The sequence below is a fragment of the Streptomyces sp. NBC_01235 genome (assembly GCF_035989285.1).
Taxonomy (GTDB): Bacteria; Actinomycetota; Actinomycetes; order Streptomycetales; family Streptomycetaceae; genus Streptomyces.
The window spans coordinates 8,296,547-8,317,695 of record NZ_CP108513.1 but is presented as its reverse complement, the minus strand read 5'-3'; the positions used below and the strand labels follow the sequence as shown (position 1 = coordinate 8,317,695).

14 protein-coding genes and 1 pseudogene are annotated in these 21,149 nt (G+C 68.0%); 3 read left to right on the top strand and 12 right to left on the bottom strand.

Going from position 1 to position 21,149, the window contains the following annotated elements:
* Positions 1-142: 142 nt before the first annotated feature.
* The 8 genes from dxs to ngcE all read right to left on the bottom strand — a co-directional run bounded on the left by dxs (position 143) and on the right by ngcE (position 11,124).
* Positions 143-2,068 (bottom strand): 1-deoxy-D-xylulose-5-phosphate synthase, encoded by a 1,926-nt coding sequence (gene dxs, locus OG289_RS37450; protein WP_327320926.1) that lies wholly within the window; start codon positions 2,066-2,068, stop codon positions 143-145.
* 194 nt (positions 2,069-2,262) lie between these two features.
* Positions 2,263-3,618 carry a sugar ABC transporter permease gene (locus OG289_RS37445; protein ID WP_442819015.1) on the bottom strand — a complete coding sequence of 452 codons (1,356 nt, stop codon included), beginning with the start codon at positions 3,616-3,618 and terminating at the stop codon, positions 2,263-2,265.
* Positions 3,615-4,406: an ATP-binding cassette domain-containing protein gene (locus OG289_RS37440; RefSeq protein ID WP_327318448.1), complete on the bottom strand. Its 792-nt coding sequence runs from the start codon at positions 4,404-4,406 to the stop codon at positions 3,615-3,617. Before OG289_RS37440 ends, OG289_RS37445 begins: the two co-directional genes overlap by 4 nt.
* A gap of 293 nt (positions 4,407-4,699) precedes the next feature.
* Positions 4,700-5,797 (bottom strand): sugar ABC transporter substrate-binding protein, encoded by a 1,098-nt coding sequence (locus OG289_RS37435; RefSeq protein WP_442819014.1) that lies wholly within the window; start codon positions 5,795-5,797, stop codon positions 4,700-4,702.
* 123 nt (positions 5,798-5,920) lie between these two features.
* Positions 5,921-7,120 carry an ROK family transcriptional regulator gene (locus OG289_RS37430; protein WP_327320923.1) on the bottom strand — a complete coding sequence of 400 codons (1,200 nt, stop codon included), beginning with the start codon at positions 7,118-7,120 and terminating at the stop codon, positions 5,921-5,923.
* A 619-nt stretch (positions 7,121-7,739) separates the two neighbouring features.
* The gene (locus OG289_RS37425; protein ID WP_327318447.1) at positions 7,740-8,672 is read right to left on the bottom strand and encodes a carbohydrate ABC transporter permease; all 933 of its coding nucleotides are present in this window, start codon (positions 8,670-8,672) and stop codon (positions 7,740-7,742) included.
* 2 nt (positions 8,673-8,674) lie between these two features.
* A complete protein-coding gene (locus OG289_RS37420) occupies positions 8,675-9,601 on the bottom strand; it encodes a carbohydrate ABC transporter permease (RefSeq protein ID WP_327318446.1) in 927 nt (308 codons plus the stop codon).
* A 44-nt stretch (positions 9,602-9,645) separates the two neighbouring features.
* Positions 9,646-11,124 carry an N-acetylglucosamine/diacetylchitobiose ABC transporter substrate-binding protein gene (gene ngcE / locus OG289_RS37415; protein WP_327318445.1) on the bottom strand — a complete coding sequence of 493 codons (1,479 nt, stop codon included), beginning with the start codon at positions 11,122-11,124 and terminating at the stop codon, positions 9,646-9,648.
* A 269-nt stretch (positions 11,125-11,393) separates the two neighbouring features.
* On the opposite strand from ngcE, the pseudogene OG289_RS37410 reads away from it, so the two are divergent.
* The 3 genes and pseudogenes from OG289_RS37410 to OG289_RS37400 form a co-directional block, all read left to right on the top strand.
* Positions 11,394-12,072: pseudogene (locus OG289_RS37410) on the top strand (glycoside hydrolase domain-containing protein); the annotation flags it as partial.
* Between the two features lie 110 nt (positions 12,073-12,182).
* Positions 12,183-12,707 (top strand): hypothetical protein, encoded by a 525-nt coding sequence (locus tag OG289_RS37405; RefSeq protein ID WP_327318444.1) that lies wholly within the window; start codon positions 12,183-12,185, stop codon positions 12,705-12,707.
* 65 nt (positions 12,708-12,772) lie between these two features.
* The gene (locus OG289_RS37400; RefSeq protein ID WP_327318443.1) at positions 12,773-14,824 is read left to right on the top strand and encodes an alpha-glucuronidase; all 2,052 of its coding nucleotides are present in this window, start codon (positions 12,773-12,775) and stop codon (positions 14,822-14,824) included.
* Between the two features lie 39 nt (positions 14,825-14,863).
* Here OG289_RS37400 and OG289_RS37395 read toward each other — a convergent pair whose 3' ends face one another.
* From OG289_RS37395 to OG289_RS37380, 4 genes are all read right to left on the bottom strand, one after another.
* Positions 14,864-16,909 (bottom strand): beta-galactosidase, encoded by a 2,046-nt coding sequence (locus OG289_RS37395; protein WP_327318442.1) that lies wholly within the window; start codon positions 16,907-16,909, stop codon positions 14,864-14,866.
* Positions 16,906-17,589, bottom strand: coding sequence for a hypothetical protein (locus OG289_RS37390; RefSeq protein ID WP_327318441.1), 684 nt, complete (start codon positions 17,587-17,589; stop codon positions 16,906-16,908). The genes OG289_RS37395 and OG289_RS37390 overlap by 4 nt, the downstream gene beginning before the upstream one ends.
* Before the next feature lie 237 nt (positions 17,590-17,826).
* Positions 17,827-19,335 (bottom strand): GH39 family glycosyl hydrolase, encoded by a 1,509-nt coding sequence (locus tag OG289_RS37385; protein WP_327318440.1) that lies wholly within the window; start codon positions 19,333-19,335, stop codon positions 17,827-17,829.
* Positions 19,332-20,984, bottom strand: coding sequence for an ABC transporter substrate-binding protein (locus tag OG289_RS37380; RefSeq protein WP_442819013.1), 1,653 nt, complete (start codon positions 20,982-20,984; stop codon positions 19,332-19,334). Before OG289_RS37380 ends, OG289_RS37385 begins: the two co-directional genes overlap by 4 nt.
* Positions 20,985-21,149: the final 165 nt, after the last annotated feature.

The following is a 21,149-nucleotide window of genomic DNA, read 5'->3' as shown; positions in this document are numbered from 1 at the left end:
TAACCTCCCACGCTGCGTCGTCCTCGACATGATCGAGAGGGGGCGTCATACGTATGCCCCGGCGCGAGTGGATTCACGCAAATGGGCCGGTCCACCACCCTTCACGGCGGCGGTACCGGCCCGTTCGCAGCGGGCGGGCGGGTCAGTCGCGGGCGGGCTCGACCGAGTCGACCTCGGCGGCCGTGCTGCCGTACTTGCCGTCGAGCTTGGAGACCAGACCGGTGACCTGACGGGCGATGTCGGGGGCGGTGAGCCCGATCTCCGACATGACCTCGGCGCGGGAGGCGTGGTCGAGGAAGCGGGGCGGGATGCCGAAGTCGCGCAGCGGGACGTCGACGCCCGCGTCGCGCAGGGCCTGGGCGATCGCCGAGCCGACGCCGCCCACGCGGGAGTTGTCCTCGACGGTGACGACCACGCGGTGGCGCTCCGCGAGGGGGGCCATGGCCTCGTCGACGGGCTTCACCCAGCGCGGGTCGACGACCGTGGTGGTGATGCCCTGCCGGTCGAGGAGGGTCGCGATCTCCAGACACATCGGGGCGAGGGCGCCCACGGAGACCAGCAGCACGTCCGGGGTGTCGGTGCCGGGCTCGCGCAGCACGTCCATGCCGCCGACGCGTCCCACCGCGGGGACGGCGGGGCCGACGGCGCCCTTGGAGAAGCGGACGACGGTCGGCGCGTCCTCGACCGCGACGGCCTCGCGCAGCTGGGCGCGGACCTGGTCGGCGTCGCGCGGGGCGGCGAGCCTGAGACCCGGGACGACCTGGAGGATCGACATGTCCCACATGCCGTTGTGGGAAGCGCCGTCGGTGCCGGTGACACCCGCCCGGTCCAGTACGAACGTCACACCGCACTTGTGGAGGGCGACGTCCATCAGGACCTGGTCGAAGGCACGATTGAGGAAGGTGGCGTACACCGCGAACACCGGATGCAGTCCGCCCGTGGCCAGGCCCGCGGCGGAGACGGCGGCGTGCTGCTCCGCGATGCCGACGTCGTAGATGCGGTTCGGGAAGGCGTCCGCGAACTTCTTCAGGCCGACCGGCTGGAGCATCGCGGCCGTGATCGCGACGATGTCCTCGCGCTCCTTGCCGAGCGCGACCATCTCGTCGCCGAAGACGGAGGTCCAGTCGGCGCCCGAGGCCTTGACGGGCAGGCCCGTGTCGGGGTGGATGGGGCCGATGCCGTGGAAGCGGTCGGCCTCGTCCTGGAGGGCGGGCTGGTAGCCGCGGCCCTTCTCGGTGAGGCAGTGCACGATCACCGGGCCGCCGAAGCGCTTGGCGCGGGCCAGCGCGGACTCCAGGGCCTCGATGTCGTGGCCGTCGATCGGGCCGACGTACTTCAGGCCGAGGTCCTCGAACATGCCCTGGGGGGCGATGAAGTCCTTCAGGCCCTTCTTGGCGCCGTGCAGGGTCTCGTAGAGGGGCCTGCCGACGACCGGGGTGCGCTCCAGCACCTCCCTGGTGCGGGCGAGGAAGCGCTCGTAACCGTCCGTCGTGCGGAGGGTGGCGAGGTGGTTGGCGAGGCCGCCGATGGTGGGCGCGTACGAGCGCTCGTTGTCGTTGACGACGATCACCAGCGGGCGGTCCCCGTCGGCGATGTTGTTCAGCGCCTCCCAGGCCATGCCGCCGGTGAGCGCCCCGTCGCCGATGACGGCGACCACGTGGTCGTCGCGTTTCAGGATCTGGTTGGCCTTCGCAAGGCCGTCGGCCCAGCCCAGCACCGTGGAGGCGTGGCTGTTCTCGATGACGTCGTGCTCGGACTCTCCTTGCGAGGGGTAGCCGGACAGGCCGCCCTTCATCTTCAGCCGGGAGAAGTCCTGCCGGCCCGTGAGCAGCTTGTGCACGTAGGACTGGTGGCCGGTGTCCCACAGCACCTTGTCCTTGGGGGACTCGAAGACCCGGTGCAGGGCGATGGTGAGCTCGACCACACCGAGGTTGGGGCCGAGGTGGCCGCCGGTCTTGGACACGGCGTCGACGAGGAAGGTCCGGATCTCCCCTGCCAGCTGGTCCAGCTCTTCCAGGCTGAGCCGGTCCAGATCGCGCGGTCCCCTGATGCGGGTCAGCAGCGGCACCCGTGCCTCCTTGCAGTAAAAGCTGATCGAGCTGTTGCCGGGCTTGTCGAGTCTAATGTTCCGCCTGGGCGGACGGAGTCCGGCCCATGCGTCATAGGTCACGCGAACGGCCGTACCCAGGATGGGCCCTTCCTATGACACGACTGTGCCCGGCATCCGCACGGATGCCGGGCACAGTCGTGTCACCTGGAGCGCTAGCTGCGACCGGCGGCCATCTGACTCCTACGGGAGACGGAGTCGATGACGACCGCGCCGAGCAGAACACCACCGGTGATCATGTACTGGATCGAGGTGTTCATGTTCAGCAGGTCCAGACCGGTCCGGATGGACTGGATGACCAGCATGCCCAGGAGGGCGGACCAGACGGTACCGCGCCCGCCGAAGAGGCTGGTGCCACCGATGACGGCCGCCGCGATGGCGAGCATCAGGGTGTCGCCGGCGCCGGCGCTCAGCGACGCGCCCGCGGTCTGGCCCGCGAAGAACATGCCGCCGACCGCCGCGAAGCCGCCGGAGATGGCGAACACGGTGATCCGGACCATCGGCACGTTGATACCGGCACGGCGGGCGGCCTCGATGCCGCCGCCGACCGCGAACACCTTGCGGCCGTACGTCGTACGACGCAGCACGAAGTCCACGATCACCAGCGCCGCCAGGAAGATGACCAGCGCGTTGGAGACACCGGACGCGTTGTTCAGCACGGCGGCGGACACGAACGCCGCGAGGGCGAGCAGGCCCACGCGCAGCAGGATCTCGCCGGTCGCGCGGAACGGCACGCCCGCCGCCCGGCGGCGGCGCTGCTCTCCGAAGTTGCCGATCAGGGACAGCACGACGGCGAGACCGGCCAGGATGTACGCACCGATGATGGCCTGGTCCATGAAGAAGGAGTTCTGGCCGAACAGGTGGATCGGACCGGAGTCCGACGGCAGGTTGATCGTGCCGCTGGAGCCCAGCAGCCACAGCATCAGACCGTTCCAGGCGAGGAGGCCGGCCAGGGTCACCACGAAGGCCGGTACGCCGATCTTCGCGAAGAACCATCCGTGCAGGGCGCCGATGGCGGTGCCGGTGATGATCGTCAGGATCAGCGAGAACCAGGGGTTCATGCTGTGGTCCACCACGAACACGGCGAACAGCGCGGACGCCAGACCGCTGACGGAACCGACCGACAGGTCGATCTCGCCGAGCAGCAGCACGAACACCAGGCCGATGGCGAGCATACCGGTGGCCGACATGAAGTAGCTGATGTTGGACAGGTTGTCGGCGCTCAGGAAGCGGTCGTTCTTCAGCTGGAAGATGGTCCAGATGATGATCAGACCGAGGACGACCGGGATCTGGCCCAGCTCGCCGCCCTTGACCTTGCGCTTGAACTCGGTGACGTAGCCCTTGAGGCCCTCTTCGCGGACCAGCAGACGCGGGTCGACGACGGTGACGGGCGCGGCCGTCGGGTCGTCGGCGGGGGCGACGGTGTTCTGGTCCTCGATCACGCCCTCGGTCTTCTCGACCTTCCCGGGCTGGGAGGAATCGCTCTTCACGGTCTTGGACGTGTCGCTCACTTTGCCGCCTCCGCGGTGCGACGCCCCGCACGACGGGTCACGGCGTTGTCCGTGGCACCCGTGATCGCGGCGATGATCTCTTCGTGGCTGGTGTCCTTCACGGGGAAGGAGCCGTTGTTCTTGCCCAGACGCAGGACGGCGACGGTGTCCGCGACCGCCTTGACGTCGGCCATGTTGTGGCTGATGAGGATGACAGCGAGGTTGCGCTCGCGCAGCCGCTCGACCAGGTCGAGGACCTGCGCGGTCTGCTCGACACCGAGGGCGGCGGTGGGCTCGTCGAGGATGACGACCTTCGGGTCACCGATCAGCGCGCGGGCGATGGCGACGACCTGGCGCTGACCGCCGGAAAGGCTCGCGATCGGGATGCGGACGCTCGGGATGCGGATGGAGAGCGTGGACAGCAGTTCCCGGGAGTTCTTCTCCATCGTCACCTCGTCGATGACGCCGCGGCGCAGCAGCTCGCGCCCGAGGTAGAGGTTGCCGACCACGTCGAGGTTGTCGCAGAGGGCGAGGTCCTGGTAGACGGTCGCGACGCCGAGTCCCTGGGCGTCGTGCGGCTTGTTGATGCTGACGGGCTTGCCCTCCCACTCGATGACGCCCTCATCGATGGGGTGGACACCCGCGATCGTCTTGACCAGGGTGGACTTTCCTGCGCCGTTGTCGCCCACCAGGGCGACCACTTCTCCGGCGTGGACCTCCAGCTCGACGTCGGTGAGTGCCTGCACCGCACCGAATCGCTTGGAGACTCCGCGCAACGCCAGCACGGGCGTAGCGGACACGTGAACCATCTCCTTCGCCGCCTGACCGGCGGGGATGCCGCGCACATGGACAGGCGCGGAGGGATGTGCGCGACGCGCGTGGATACGCGGCGTCTACACACGAGGTTTACAAGATGAACATGCGCGAATCCGCCGCACTTGGCAACGGTTCCGTCCGACGCCCGCCCCGGCAGCGGGGTGTGAAGGTGGGGCGGGCGTCGGACAGGTCTCGCGGGACCGCCGGGGCGGTCGGCAGGGCCCGAGGACCGGCTCGGGAGGCGCGCCTTCTGAGGCGGCTCGAGAGGGCCCTCGGGACCGGGTGCCTACTGGAGACCGGCGGCCTTGCAGGCGGCGGCGTACTCGGCGGTGCAGATGTCGGCGACGGTGAACAGCCCGTCCTTGACGACCGTGTCCTTGATGTTGGCCTTGGTGACCGACACCGGGGTCAGCAGCTGGGAGGGCACCTTGTCGCCGGAGCCGCTGGTCAGCGTGGCGGTGGCCAGGGACTTGATGTCCTTGCCCTCCAGCAGGTTGACCGCGAGCTGGGCGGCGGTCTCGGCCTCGGGCTTGTAGGCCTTGTAGACCGTGGCGGACTGGGTACCGGCGACGATGCGCTGGATGGCCGCGAGCTCGGCGTCCTGACCGGTCAGCGGGATGTTGCTGATCTTCGCACCCTTGAGGGTGTTGGCGATGCCACCGGCCATGCCGTCGTTGGCGGCGTAGACGCCCGCGATGTTCTTGGCGCCCAGCTGGGTGATGGCCGCGGACATCTTCTGGGCGGCGACGGTGTCCTTCCAGAGGCCGGACTGCTCGTAGGCGATGGTGACCTTGCCGTCGAGGATCTTGTGCGCGCCTTCCTTGAACTGCGCGGCGTTCGGGTCGGCGTCGTCACCGTTGATCATGACGACCTTGGACGCGGTGGTCGCCTTGGCGCCGAGGGCGTCGAGCAGGGCCTGACCCTGGAGCTCGCCGACCTTGACGTTGTCGAAGGAGACGTAGGCGCTGACCGGACCCTGGGCGAGGCGGTCGTAGGCGACGACCTTGACACCCTTGTCCACCGCGGACTGGATCGAGGACTTGATCGCGGCGGAGTCCTGGGCGGAGATCACGATGACCTTCACGCCCTTGGTGACCATGTTGCTGACCTGCTGGGCCTGCTTGGCCGGGTCGGCCGCGGCGTTCGCGTACTCGAGCTTGCAGTCGGAGCAGAGCGCCTTGACCTTGGCGTCGAAGTACGGCTTGTCGAACTTCTCGTACCGCGCCGTCACGCTGTCGGGGAGCAGCAGGCCGATGGACTTGTCGCCCGAGCTGCTGCTGCCGGAGTCGCTGCCCTTGTCGCCGGCCTTGCCGCACGCGGCAATCGACAGCGCCATGGACACGGCGGTGGCGCCGATCACGACTCTACGCATCGTTGCGTTCATTTGGGGTGTGCCTCCCTGACAGGGCCGCAACGCTGCGGCCGAGGTGGCTGGAAGTCAACTCGGCCACACGTGCGACGTCAAGAAGTAAATACTTAACGAGATGGCAACGGCGTCATTCGTTCTCTAAGTGAAGGCAGGTGTCGCTGCGTGCAGCGTACCGTCCAAAAGGGTGGAATCGCCCATCTCGCTCAGTGCGAGAGCGAGCGCTCCGAGCACCTCGGCACGGCCTCCAAGTGCCCCCGGGAGAACGGAGAGTTGACGCGCCGCACTCGGGATCGCATAGCGGCCGACGGACTCCCTGATCGGCCCGAGCACCAGCTCACCGGCCTCGGCGAGATCACCGCCCAGGACCACCCGGCTCGGGTTCAACAGGTTGCAGAGATTGGCGACTCCACTGCCGATGTGTCGGCCGACGTCGGCGATCACCCGACGGCAGCCCGGATCTCCGTCCCTGGCCAGCCGCACGACACCTTCCATCGTCAGATCCGTGCCGTGACTGGACTGGAGGAGCGGCAGCACGTAGCGCGCGGCCGCGAAGGTCTCCAGGCAGCCCCGGTTTCCGCAGCGGCAGACAGGGCCGGATTCATCAAGTGTAATATGTCCGATTTCTCCTGCAGTTCCGCCGGGGCCCCGGTAGATCTTCCCCTCGATCACCAGGCCCGCGCCGACACCGCTCGCGACCTTGATGTAGGCAAGATCACGTACGCCTCTGCCGCTGCCCCAGACCATCTCGCCGAGGGCGCCGAGGTTGGCGTCGTTGTCCACGTGCACGGGAACGCCGAGCCGGCCTCTCATCTCCTCGGCCGGTCTGGTGCCGATCCAGCCGGGCAGGATGGCGGACGAACCGAGCGTGCCGGACTCCAGATCGATCGGTCCGGGTACGCCGAGACCGACTCCCGCGACCTTCGTACGGTCCACCCCGGTGGCCTCGATCAGCCGGTTGACCAGCTGTTCCGCCCGGTCGAAGCCCTGTGTCGAGGAGGCGTCCACATCCAGTGGCTCGGACTCCTCGGCGAGGACCTGATGGGCCAGGTTGCCCACCGCGACACGCAGGTGAGTATGGCCGAAATCGACCCCTATGACGATGCCCGCGTCGCCGCTCAGACTGACGCTTCGGGCCCTTCGTCCGCCGGCCGAGGTGGGCGTCACCTCGACGGTGCCGCCGTCCTTGAGCTCGCGCACGATATTGGAGACGGTCGCGGCGGACAGACCCGTCGTGCGGGCGATCTCCGCCTGCGTGAGGGACCCGGCCAGACGCACGGCGCGTACGACTCGCTCCAGGTTGGCTCGGTGCAGTGACGACTGCGACCCCGGAGTCTCCACGACGACCTCCTGCGCGCGGGACCGCTTCGACGAGGCCCCGTCTATGTCCAACTAGTGAACTCTAAGCTGAGCTGTTCGGGTCGCCTCCCGTCAAGGGTTTGAACAGTATCCGCATGCTTGCGGAGAGACACGGAGGGTGGCCGGACCGACGGTTGCGGGGTGTGTGGGGGCGGGTGCGGGGCGTTGCGGGCGGGGGCTTGGTGGGGCGGAGTGAGGGGTGCGGACGGTGGGCCGGCGGGTGAGAGGGGTGGGGCCGGGTGGGGTCCGGAGGGAAGTGGAAGGGCGCGGGGAGGGTGAGGCGTACGGGTGGGGCCAGGTAATGAAGGCGAAGTCGGTTGCCACCGTTTCCGTCCCGACGGCGCCTACGTCGATACCGACTCGGAAGCGGACGACCCGGACGAACGGGAGGACGGAGAGGACCGGGACGACCCGGACGACCGGGAGGACCGGGAGGACGGAGTGGACCGGGACGACCGGGAGAAACGGGACGACCGGGAGGACCGGGAGGACCGGGAGAAACGAGGGCGGGCCTGCGCGGGCAGTTCCGTGAAAGGGACGCCACGCAGGCCCGAGGGGCATCGCACCGGGCGGGGCGCCGCCCGGTGCGATGCACACGCGACTACTTCAGCGCCCCCGCGGTCAGCCCCTGCACCACCTGACGCTGGAAGACGATGTAGGCGGCCAGCACCGGCAGCATCGCCATCACCAGGCCCGCGAAGAGGCCCGACCAGTCACCCTTGTAGCCCTGGCTGACGGCCAGTTGGACCAGGCCCTGGGTGAGGACGCGCTTGTCGGGGTCGGTGTTGAGGACCGTGGGCAGCATGTACTGGTTCCACTGGCCCAGGAAGTTGAAGATGCCGACGCTGATCAGGCCGGGCTTGGCCATGGGCAGCATGATCTGGAAGAACGTACGGCTGTGCGAGGCGCCGTCCACGAAAGCCGCCTCCGCCACCGACGTCGGCAACGTGCGGAAGAACGCCGTCAGGAAGAACACCGTGAACGGCAGCGAGTAGGCGATGTAGACCAGGATCAGGCCGTGGAGGGAGTTCAGCAGGCCCATGTTGTTCACGACGTAGAACAGCGGGACCAGCGCCAGCATGATCGGGAAGCTCATACCGCCGATGAAGAGGTAGTAGATGAAGCGGTTGCCCGGGAAGTCGAAGCGCGCCAGGACATAGGCCGCCATGGAGCCGAGGACCAGGGTACCGATGAGCGAACCGCCCACCACCAGAACGGTGTTCAGGAAGTAGTCGCTCATGTTGGCCTCGGTCCAGGCCCGCGAGAAGTTGTCGAAGTGCAGCTTGTCCGGCAGCGACCAGGGCGAGCCGAAGATGGAGCTGTCGTCCTTGAAGGAGGTCATCACCGCCCAGAGCAACGGCAGCACGACCATGACCGCCCAGATGACCAGGATGCCGTGGGAAAAGACGTTGAGGACCTTTCCTTCCGTCTTCTTCTCCGTGGGCGGTTGTCCGGAGGCCAGGTCGACCTTCGTGACGGGAACACCGGAGCCCGACCCGGCCGGCAGAGGGGCGGGGGTTTGTGTCGTCTTCAACTTCAGTACTCCAGCCGCTCGCGCCGCCCCAGCCGCATCACGACCGCGGCGAAGGCCAGCGTCACGATGAGCAGGGCGACGCCGATGGTGGTGGCGTAGGCGGCCTGACCGTCCCGGAACGCCTTCTGGTACACGTACAGGACCATGACGGTGGTCGAGTAGTCGGGGCCGCCGGGCCCGGTCGTCATGATCTGCACGACCGCGAAGGACTCGGCACCCAGGGCGAGGATGCCCATGTAGACCCAGCCGGACTGCACCGTGTCCCAGAGCAGGGGCAGGGTGACCCGGAAGAACGTCGTGGCCCGGCTCGCGCCGTCCAGCAGCGCGGCCTCGTACAGGTCCGCCGGGATGGAGGCCATGCCCGCCGAGAACAGGACCACGAAGAAACCGACCGTGGACCAGACGAGCACCGCCATCACGCACCACAGCGCGAGGTCCGGGTCGCCGAGCCAGAGAGGCTGGACGCCGTCCAGTCCGATCCCGCGCAGGAACGAGTTGATCGCACCGCTGTCCGGGTTGTAGGCGAAGGCGAACAGCAGCGCGACGATGGCGATCGACAACACCTGCGGAAAAAAGTAGACGATCTTATAGAAGGAGGAGCCCCGGACGCCGGAGATCACCGGGCCGCCCTTCCTTCTCCGTCCACCGATATTGATCATGAAGGCGAAGAACAGCGCCAGACTGATCGTCACCAGCGGCAGCACGATCGCGAACAGCAAGCTGTGCCGCAAGGACTTCCAGAAGATCTCGTCGTCCAGCATCCTCCGGTAATTGTCCAGTCCGACCATCTTGAATTCTGGGCTCAGGCCGGTCCAGTCCGTGAACGAGTAGTAGATGGACTGGATGAACGGCCACACCACGAAGAGCGCGTACAGTCCCAGGGGCAGAACCAGGAACCCCACGATGAACCGGTATTTGCCGTGCCGCATCGCCACTCCGGTGCTTTATGGACGCTTCGCCGCGATTCTCACCGTCACTGGTGCTTGTAATGCTTGATCGTCGTGTCCTTGGCCGTCGCGTCGGCGTACCCCTGGATCTTCTTGATCGCCTCGGCCGGGGTGAGCCGGCCGGCCATCATCTCGCCGAGACCGGACACGCCGATCTTCTCCTTCTGCAACTGGACGTACCAGTCCTGCAGTCGCGGATTCACCACGTTGTCGCCGGCCTTGTCCAGCGCCGCGACACCCGACTTGAGGCCGGGGGTGAGGGTGATGCCGTCGGTGCCGCCGTTGTACGCGGTGAGCGACTTGACCTTTGCGGTGAAGCTCTTGGAGGACGCCTCACTGAGCATGATGCGCAGTTGTTCCATACCGCCCGCCGTGTTCTTCGCCTTGGCCGGCACGACGAACGGCTCGCCGCCGGAGGCCCAGATGGTGCCGAAGGGCATCTTGTCGGAGGAGTCGATGCCGGTGGGCGCGGACACCGCCAGGTCGAAGTCCTTCGGAATGACGTTCGCCGACTCGTTCTCCACCCAGGAGCCGTTGGGGATGAACAGGGCCTTGCCCTTCGCCCACGCGGTCTGCGACTGGATGTGGTCCAGGCCCGGGGTGCCCTGCAGGATGTAACCCTTCTTGTAAAGCTCGTAGTAAGCGTCGAAACACGCCTTCACCGCCGGGTGTTTCCAGGCGTTCGGCTCCAGGTTGTCGATGGCGTCGAGGACCTCGCGGCCGCCCACCTTGCCGATCATCGGGTACAGCGAGAAGGGGAGGTAGTACGGGTATTTGCCCGCATATGTCCAACCGGCCATGCCCTTCTTCTTGGCCTTCTCGCAGACCGCGAGCATCTCGTCCCAGGTCTCGGGGTAGGCGGCGTCGAGCGAGTCCAGGGCCTTCTGCGAGTACCAGACCCCGTAGACGGTGTAGGCGTAGTACATGATCCAGACCGGGGCGCCGTCGAACTGGCCCATCTCGACGATGCCGGGCCGCAGGGTGTCGCGGACCTTCTTGTTCGGGTCGTCGTAGGACGCGGCGTCGAGAAGCGGGGTGAGATCGGCGAGCTGGTTCTTGCCGACCAGGACGCCCATGTCCATCTGCTCGGCGCCGGAGTTGTCGATGAGATCGGGCGGGGTTCCCTGGTTGAAACGGGGCTGGAGCGTCGACTGGATCTTCTGGGTGGCCGAGAACTTCACCTTCGCACCGGGGAAGTTCTTCTCGTAGATCTTGACCGCGTCCTCGGCGTACTCCTTGCCGAAACCGCCGTCGAACAGGACGAATTCCATCTGGGCGGTCTCGTTGACCGCGAGGGGGTTCTTCGCGGTCTTCTTTCCGGCCTTCGCCTTGTCCTCCTCGCCCCCGCCGCTGCTGGCACAGGCGGACAGAAAGCTCATCGTGGGGACGGAAATCAGGCCGAGTGCCGCCGACCTCTTGATCAGGTCTCGGCGGCCGACACCAGTGGAGCCGCCGCTCTCGGAGCCGCTGTACTCGGAGCCGCTGTCATCGGAGTGGGATCCCATGCTCAAGTCCTCGCCTTCTCCAGGACTCAGGCGGTGAACCGGATCATTTCCCGGCACCGCGGTCAGGTCAAGCAGGGTCGTGCGGATCGCGCGGTTCGAACGACGTCGACGGTATCGACTGCATCAACAGTGAATCGCCGACAGGTATAGTCCACTTCTTGCCGACGGAGCAAGATCGAATGCCAGGTTGACCGTTGGTCTTTTCCGAGTTGAGACCTCACGGAAATATGAACGGCCCGGGGGCGCCTTGCCGGAAAATCGCATGACTCTCCGCCCTCGGCTTCTACCCGCTGGTGATGGGCAGTGGCGAGTACGCCGTCGGCTCCCCGCTGTTCGCCAAGGCGACCGTGCACCTGGAGAACGGCAGGGATCTGGTGGTCACGGCGCCGAGGAACAGCGCGAAGAACGTGTACGTACAGGGCCTGAAGGTCGACGGCCGTGCCTGGACGTCCACCTCGCTCCCCCGCGCTCTTCTCGCGAAGGGCGGGGTGCTGGAGTTCGACATGGGGCCGCGGCCCTCCCCGTGGGGGTCCGGAAAAGGCGCGGGACCGGTTTCGATCACCCAGGACGACAGGATGCCGACACCGCGCGTGGACGTGCTGAAGGGCGGCGGCGCGCTGTTCGACGACACCTCGTCGACCCAGGAAACGGTGTCGGGGCCGCTCGCCCTGCCGGTCACCGCGGGCACGAAGGCGGTGCAGTACACCTTGACCTCCGCCGATCACGCGCAGGCGCCCGGGAGCTGGATCATTCAGGGCTCCGCCGACGCACCGACGTGGGCTGGACCGGCGCTCCGCCGAGACGTTCGCGTGGGACCGGCAGACCCGGGCCTTCACGGTCGCCCGTCCGGGCAGGTACGGGTACTACCGGCTGGTCTTCGACAGCGAAACGGGCGGAGACGGCCCGGCGGGCGAAGTACGCCTCACTGAAGTCGAGCTGTTGTCATGATCTGGTAACTACCCGCGATCGCCCGCTGTACCGGGCGTCACCCGTGTTCCAGAATCATCAGGCCGCCCGCTCACACACCGGACGGTCCGTCATGGAGGGGGAAAGCGCTTATGAGCATCATCAGACGGTTCACGGGACTGTTCGCCGGTGCGGCGCTGGGGGTGGGGGCCCTGTTCGCAACGGCGGCTCCGGCACAGGCGTACAGCCCGAACCCGGAATTCCACGCCTACTACTACGACACCGACAACTGCCCGTGCAGTGGCGGCAACCTCACCGACCCGTTCGACAACACGTACTTCGCGAACGACGCCGGCGGCTATGCCGTGAAGATGGAGCTGATCAACTCCGGCGCGTTCGTCGGCAAGGTGGAGTTCCACCCGAACGACGAGAAGCTGTGGGTGTACGACACCGCGAACGACGGTGACACGTACTACGTCAAGGTCAGCTACACGTCCGGCGGGACGACCCACAACCTGGGCACCTTCAGCCCGCCCGGGACCACGGCGGTGCTGGACTACGAAGTCGAGGACTTCGACCTTCCCGAAGGCGCTTACGTCGACATTTCCGTCTACGACGACGCGGGTCTCACCGACCTCATCGGTGCCGCCCGTGGCACCGGCGCGGCCATCGCCTAGGCGCCCGCTTCACCCGGCCGCGGCACCCGGCCCGCAGAATCCGGCCCGCAGAATCCGGAGGGACCATGCCACTCACCGTGCCCTTCCTCCCCGAGGACATCGACCCCGCCTGGCTGCCACCGGACGCGTTCCGGCCGCTTGGCGCCCGTCGGACTCTGGTCCACGGCACGGGGCCTGTGGTGGAGACCGTGCACGGTGAAGTGGCCTCCGCCTGCGGGCAGTTCGGCGGGGAAGTCGTACGGGACGCATCGGGTGACGAGCCGGGTGACTCGTACGACCCGGGTGACTCGTACGACCTGGTACTGCGCCTGGCACGGCCGACAGCCGACGGCCCCGGTGCCGTCGGGAGCATCGGGGATCTCGGCGACGAGGGGTTCGCCTACGACTGTGCCGACGGAACGGCCACGGTCACGGCGTCCGGTCAACGTGGGCTGCTGTACGGCCTGTTCCACGTCGTAAGGCTCGGTGAGGACGCCTTTGGGGGCACCCGCGCCCGCGAGGTGCACCGCCCGGCGACGGCACTGCGAATGCTGGACCACTGGGACAACGTGGCCGTGCACCCGGTCATGGGCCAGGTGGAGCGAGGGTACGCGGGCGGCTCGCTGTTCTGGCGGGACGGGCGGGCCCGCGGGGAGTTGGAGCGCGTACGGGCGTACGGCAGGCTGCTGGCGGCCTGCGGGGTCAACGCCGTCTCGGTCAACAACGTCAACGTGCACGAGGCCGAGGCACACCTCCTCACCGACCGAATCGGCGAAGTCGCCCGGATCGCGGGGACGTTGCGCCCGTACGGAATACGGACGCATCTGTCGGTGACCTTCGCCGCGCCGGTCGTACTGGGGGGCCTGTCCACCGCGGACCCTCAAGAGGAGGCGGTGCGCGACTGGTGGGCGGAGGCCGTGCGCGGGGTGTACTCGGCCATCCCGGACTTCGGTGGGTTCGTGGTGAAGGCCGACTCGGAGGGCCAGCCGGGCCCGTTCACCTACGGCCGCACGCACGCGGACGGCGCGAACATGCTGGCGGCGGCCCTCGCACCGTTCGGAGGAACGGTCCATTGGCGGGCGTTCGTGTACAACCACCGGCAGGACTGGCGGGACCGCTCGACGGACCGTGCGCGGGCCGCGTACGACCATTTCGCCTCGCTCGACGGGGAGTTCGCCGACAACGCAGTGCTGCAGGTGAAGCACGGGCCGATGGACTTCCAGGTGCGAGAGCCGGTCTCACCGGTGCTCGGCGCGCTGCCGGGCACGCGGGTCGCCGTGGAGGTGCAGGCCACGCAGGAGTACACCGGGCAGCAACGGCACGCGTGTTGGCTCGGGCCGATGTGGAGCGAGGTGCTGCGCTTCCAGCCCGACGGTGAACAGGGCGCGACGGTGGGCGAGTTGGCGCAAGGCGGCCTGGTGGCGGTGTCCAACGTCGGCGACGACCCGTTCTGGACCGGTCATCCGCTGGCCCAGGCCAACCTCTACACCTTCGGCCGGCTCGCCTGGCAACCGGACGCCGACCCGTATCACCTGCTGGACGAGTGGGTCGCGCTCACCTTCCGGTCCGCCTCGGAGCGGCTGGCCGCCGGGCTGCGCGCGGTGTTGCACGGCTCCTGGCAAACGTACGAGAAGTACACCGCACCGCTCGGGGTCGGTTTCATGGTGCAGCCCGGGCATCATTACGGGCCTGCTGTCGACGGCTACGAGTACAGCCCCTGGGGGACGTACCACTTCGCGGACCGGGACGGGATCGGCGTCGACCGGAGCGCGGCGACCGGAACGGGTTACGCGGCGCAGTACGCCAAGCCGTGGGCCGAGCTGTACGGGTCGGTCGACTCCTGCCCCGACGAGCTGCTGCTCTTCTTCCACCACGTGCCGTACGGGCATGTGCTGAAGAGCGGGAAAACGGTTGTCCAGCATATCTACGGCACGCATTTCGAGGGCGTCGAGGAGGCCGAGGAGGCCCGCCGGGTGTGGGCGGGCCTCGCGGACCTGGTGGAACCGGCACGGCACGCGCGCGTGGCGGAGCGGTACGAGGAGCAGGTGCGCTGCGCACGGGAGTGGCGGGACCAGGTGAACAGCTATTTCCTGCGGAAGTCCGGAATCCCTGACGAGCGGGGACGCACGATTCACTGATGCCTCGGAACGGCTGCTGAAGCCGCGGGCCCGAAACGGCTACTGGAACCGAAGGACCGCCACGCCCAGCGGGTCCAGGGTCAGGGCCTCGCCCTGATCGAACCGTTTGCCGGTGAGGAGGTCGGTGGCGGGGGTGTGGGCGGTCAGGTGAGCCGGTTCCACCTCGTGGTTGAGCAGGAAGAGCAGGCGCGTGCCGTCGGGGGCGACCCGGGTCGCGGTCTCGACGGTGCGGTGGTCGGCGTAGGGGCCGATCAGGTCGTGGCGGGCGAGGACACGGCCCACGACGTGGTCGACGCCCGGCTGGTCGAGGGCGGTCGCCACGTACCAGGCCTCTCCCGTGCCGAAGTCGTTGCGGGTCACGGCCGGGATGCCCGCGTAGAAGTCGGCGCCGTAGGTGGCGACCGGTTCGGCGCCGCGCAGCTGGACGAGCTCGAAGACGAGACGGGCCCCGGTCGTGAACTCCCCCATGTGTATGGGCTGTACGACGTCCTTTGGACGTGCGTCCCACTCGTCGACGCGGATGCCCATGAGGGGGGCCAGTGGGCCGGGGACGTCGGCGAGGAAGGCGCGGTCGTGTTCGTCCGCGCGGGCTGTGAGGAAGGTGGCGAGGACGGTGCCGCCGCGCCGGGCCACGGCCTCCAGGCGCTCGGCCAGATCTCCCTTGACGAGGTGGAGCACCGGCGCGATGACCACGTCGTACGGCGTCAGGTCGGCGGTCACCGCCACGACGTCCACGTCGGCCCCGGCCTCGCGAGCGGCCCGGTAGTAGGCGTGTACGACGTCTGTGTAGCGGACCGGTCGGGAGGGGCCGTCGGAGATCTCCAGGGCCCACCAGCTGTCCCAGTCGAAGAGGAGGGCGGTCCGGGCGGGGGTCCGGGAACCGAGCGTGACCGCTCCGAGTTCGGTCAGCTCACGTCCGATGGAGGCGACTTCACCAAATACCCGGGTGTCGTCGCGACCCGCGTGGCCGATGACCGCGCCGTGGTACTTCTCGCAGGCTCCTCGTGAGGCACGCATCTGGAAGTAGAGGGCGGCGTCCGCGCCGTGGGCGATGGCCTGCCAGGTGGCGAGGCGGAGTTCGCCGGGACGGCGCAGCGGGTTGACGTCGCGGCAGGCGGTGGTGGACGGGGTCTGCTCCATCAGCCAGAAGGGGGCGCCGCCCTTGAGGCCGCGCATCAGGTCGTGGGCGAGGGCCGGACGGGTGGGCGGGGCGTCGAGGGGCGGGTAGTTGTCCCAGGAGGCGAAGTCGAGGTGGGGCGCCCAGCGGTGGTAGTCGAGCGGGCGGTAGGCACCCATGAGGTTGGTGGTGACGGGCGTGTCCGGGTCGTGGGCGCGGATGGCCTCCTTCTCCGCGGTGAAACAGCCGAGCAGGGCGTCGGTCATGAAGCGCTGGTAGTCGAGGGTGATGCCCTGGAAGGCGGTGTGGTCGGGGCCGCGCCAGTGCTCGGTGAGGGCGCTGGGCGGCTCGATCTCGTCCCAGTCGGTGTAGTGATGCGACCAGAAGGTGGTCCACCAGGCGTCGTTGAGAGTGTCGAGTGTGCCGTGCCGTTCGCGCAGCCAGCCGCGGAAGGCTCCGGCACACAGGTCGCAGTAACAGGCTCCGCCGTACTCGTTGTTGATGTGCCAGGCCAGCAACGCCGGGTGTCCGGCGTACCGTTCGGCGAGGCGTCCGGCCAGGGTGGTGGCCAGTCGGCGGTACGCGGGCGAGCTGGGGCAGAAGTTGTGCCGTTGGCCGTATCGGTGCCGTCGGCCCTCGAAGTCGGTCCGGTTCACCTCGGGGTGCCTCTTCGCGAGCCAGGGCGGGAGGGCGGCGGTTCCGGTGGCGAGGCAGACCTGGCGGCCCTCGGCGGCGGCGCGGTCGAGGATGCGGTCGAGGATCGTGAAGTCGTGCACATCCTCGGCCGGTTGGGTGAGTGACCAGCTGAAGACGCCGACGGTGAGGGTGTCGATGCCGGCCTGGGTGAACAGGCGGTGGTCCTCGTCCCAGACCTGCTGCGGCCACTGCTCGGGGTTGTAGTCGCCGCCGTACGGGATCTTGTCGGTGCTCGGGAGCCGGCCGTCGTTTCCGGTGTCGGGGGCAGTCATGCGGTGAAGTCCTCCTGGGTCTCGACGATCACCGGGCGGCTCGACTGCAGCAGGGAGAGCAGCAGCGGTGCGGCCAGCAGGGCGGGCAGGGCCTCTGTGAGCAGGGCGGTCAGAGCACCGGCCAGGACGAGCAGAGAGGCCGCGGCGAGGGTGACGCGCCCGCGCCGGAGCAGGAAGTACACGGCGAGGCGGGCGGTGTCACGGGCGCGGAACGTGAACAACGAGGTGAGGACGAGGGCGTGGGCGCCCCAGAGCAGGGATGCCACGCCGATGGCCCCGAGGAGCACCGCCCACCAGCCGGGCAGGCCGGTGGCGGCGAAGTGGGTGAGGGTGAACGCGATCACGGTCAGCCAGGCCAGCAGGGGTGCCCAGAGCTTCAGCGCGGGGAGGGCGTTGAGCCGCCAGCCGCGCGTGTACACGCGGGCCGGGTGAAGGTCGGTGAGGTCGCGGCTGCGGTGGTGCAGGGTGTACAGCGCGGCGGAGGCGGCCGGCCCGAGCGGGAGCAGGCAGACGGCCGCGAGGGGCAGGTTGGCCGGGTCGGGGCCCAGGAAGAGCAGACCGACGAGGCCTGGGGCGCTCGTCGCCAGGAGCAGGGCCTCGACGGTGAGGAGGGTGTGCAGGAGGGCGGCGGCGCGGGAGAGAGGCCCGGTGCCGAAACTCACGGTGTTCACGGTGCTCATGAGGCCTCCGTCGCCGGTGACAGGTGAGGGGACGGGAGACCGGTTCCGAAACAGCTCAGTGTGCTGCTCATGAGGCTTCTCCGCGGGACGGCCGGCGGCTGCGGGACAACCGGCGGCAAGGAGGCAGCCGGCGGCAAGGAGGGAAAGCGGTCTCGACATCGCTCACCGTGCTGGTGTGGCACGTCCCCGCCAGTCGGGCGGTGGGGGAGCACAGCGGTCTCGAAGCTCTTGCCGGGCTCATGACGCCGCCCCGCCGAGCAGCCGTCGTTCGTCCCACCAGGGCGGGGTCTCGTCGGCGACCGGGGTGAGCTCGACGAGAGTGACCTCGTGACGGGTCAGGGTGAGGTCCAACTCGGCGCGCCCCTTGGAAGCGGGCAGCCGCCGGTGGCTGCGGGCGGGCTCGGCGGCCTCGTGCAGGACGTCCAGCTGCCCGGGCTTCGGCGAGCGCGGGCTGCCCATGTGCCGCCAGGCGGTGTACGCGTTTCCGTGCTCCTCGTCGACGGTGGACCGGCGGACGAAGACCTCTCGGGCCGCGACCGGGAGGGACAGGCGCAGCACGTGCCGGTCGGGGCCGGGGGTCTCGCCGGTCGGGTCGACGGGCGCCCAGGCCAGAACGGTGACCCGGCCGTCGGGGTGGCGGGTGACGAGATGGTCGTCGCCGCGCGCCAGCAGGTCGGACCCCATCCGGGCCATGAACGCGTACAGATGGTATGTCGGTTTCCTGACCTGCCGGTGGGTGAGCAGCCCGAAGCCACCGTGGAAGAGGGCCGTGGGGACACCGGTTTCCTCGAACATGTCGCTGAACGTCCAGTACGAGAAGGAGTCGGCGAGGTCGCCGCCGTGCGCGAGGACGGGGGCCAGGTATGCGGCATGGAAGGCGGTGTCGTGGATCGGGTTGTCCGGACGGTAGGAGGAATTGAACTCCGTTATATGGACCGGGAGTTCGAACAGCCGGGTGTCTTTGAGAAGTTCGCGGGGTGTGGCGAACTGGTCGAGCAGGCCGGATGCCGGGGCCAGAGTCTGGTGGACGCCGAACGGTACGTGCTGCGCGGGGCCGGAGGTGTAGGCGTGCTTCGACACGAAGTCGACGGGCACGTCCCGGTGTTCCGCGAACTCCGCGAACCTCTCCAGCCAGTCGTCGGCGCCAGGTGAGATCGCCGGGCCCCCGACCTGGAGACCGGCGTCCACCTCCTTCACGGTGCGCGCGGTGACCTCGTACAACCGGTGGTACGCCTTTTCGTCGGCGTCCTGCCAGAAGTCGGACAGGTTGGGCTCGTTCCACACCTCGATCGGCCAGGTGCGGACCTCGTCGAGGCCGTAGCGGTCGACGAGGTGGGTCAGGGTGGCGCGGACCAGGTCGGCCCACTCACGGTGGGATCGGGGCGGGGTGACGTTGCCGCGCCACCAGAAGACGCTCTGCGTTCCCGATGCCAACTCCGCGGGCATGAAGCCGAGTTCGAGGAAGGGGCGGATGCCGGCTGCCAGATATGCGTCGACGACCTGGTCGACGTAGCTGAAGGAGTGGTGGACGCGGCGGGTGCCCTCGTGGTCGTACGGGCGGTACACCCCCATGCCGTCACTGAGCAGGCCATGGCCGCGGATGTATCGGAAACCGATTTCGCGCTGAAGCAGTGCGAGGGAGTCCTGGTAGTCGCGGCGCAGGGCGAGTTCGAGGCGGCCGGTGCCGACGCAGAGCCGCCAGGCGTCGGAGAGCCGGCCCATCGGCTCGACGGGGACGCTGATCACCCGCTCTCCTTCTTGAAACGTTCGCGCGCCTTGTTGTGCAGGCCGACGAGCTGATCCATGTTCTTGGCCTTCAACTCGGTGACGTAGTCGCCCCATTCGGACAGCGGCCGCTTGCCGAGGGCGAACTTGAGCATGTTCTGGGTGACGTGGTCCCTGAGGGGGGTGTCCCAGAGCGAGGCCTGCTCCTGCTCCACGGACTGCAGCGGGTGGGCCGGGTCGATGGGCAGTTGTTCGCGCTGGGCCATGGCGTCCTGGAACTTCTTCTCGTCCGGGCCGAAGGAAGAGGAGACCAGCGCCCAGCTGCCGCCGTAGGTGAAGACGCCGTTGAAGAAGCCGTAGTCCTTCTGAAGGTCCTTCGGGGCGTCCGCATTCGCGCCCATGAGGGAGATCCCCGGCTCGAGCTCGTACTGGCCGCCGGTGTACGTGTAGGTGACTCCCTGGACACCCCACTTGGCGAACCGCTGGCCCTCGTCCGAATACCACAGCCAGTCGACGAACTGCATCATCGCGACGAAGGTGTCGCTCTTGAGGGCCTTGGTGGAGATCATGAGGCCGTTTTCCAGCCGGGCGCCGCCCATCACCACCGGGCCGGCCGGACCGAGCGGCACCGGCACCATCTCGATCTTCGCCCCCTTGACCTGTTTCTCCAGGTTGTAGCGGTAGTTCTGGACCAGCTCCTGGGGGTTGGCGCTGATGGCAAAGGATTTCTCGCCCAGCAGTTTCTGCACCGCGTCGTCGTCGGGCTGGGTGAAACTGTCCGGATCCACCAGTTTCTCGGCGACCAGCTTTCTCAGGTACTCGACCATCTGGCGGTAGCCGTCCGACGCGCCGGTGAAGACGAACTCCCCCGCCTTCGGGTCGAAGCTGATGTTGTCGTAGGTCCAGCCCGCCTTTACGCCGTACGCCTGGCCGAGGTAACTGAGCAACGCCGCTGCGGGGAAAGGGGTGTTGGTGCTCCAACGGTCGGAGAAGGGATAGCGATCCGGGTATTCGGCCTTGATCGCCTTGAAGACGTCGTACACCTCGGCCCAGGTGGTGGGCAGGCTCAGACCGAGCTTGTCGAGGACGTCCGTGCGCAGGGACAGCGAGTAACCGGCCTTGACCTTCTCGTGCAGGCCGGGGAGGAGGTAGTACTTGCCGTCGGCCTGCCGGATGGAGTCGAGCTCCGGCTCCAGCTTCCATTTTCTGACCTTGTCCTGGAAGTGGGGCATCAGGTGCACGTACTCGCTGACCGGGAGGATCGCGCCCGACGAAACGAAGGCGGCCTCCGACGGGTGGTAGGTCTTGGGGATCAGGAACGGGGCGTCGCCCGCACCGATGAGGACGCTGCGCTTCTTCTCGTAGTCGCTGAGCGGGACGGCGATCGGCTTCAGCGTGATGCCGGTGCGCTTGGTGAGTTCCTTCCAGAACAGCCAGCTGTCCTTCATCGGATAGTTCGGGTTGTTGTTGTGCAGAACCGAGAAGGAAAGCGGCTTCGACGCCTTGAACTGCTGACCGGTCCGGTACTCCTTCATGGCACCGTTCTGTTTCTTGGAGAGGTCCTTGGAGTCCCCTCCGTCCTCGCCGCTGCCACAGCCGGTGAGGGTTGCAAGGCCGATGAAGCCTGCGGCGGCCATGATCTGACGCCTAGACAGCTGTTTGCCGTTCATCACTCAGATCCTCCTAGTACGACGGCTGACTCAGTGCGAGCTCTTGAAGAAACGAATCGGAGCCATCCGGAAAACGGTTGTGATTGACGTCGACCGGACTTGTTGTCGCCGGCTCTCCCGGCGTGGGGGCCTCATCGGTCCCGCTTCCCACCGGAGTCGGCTTCT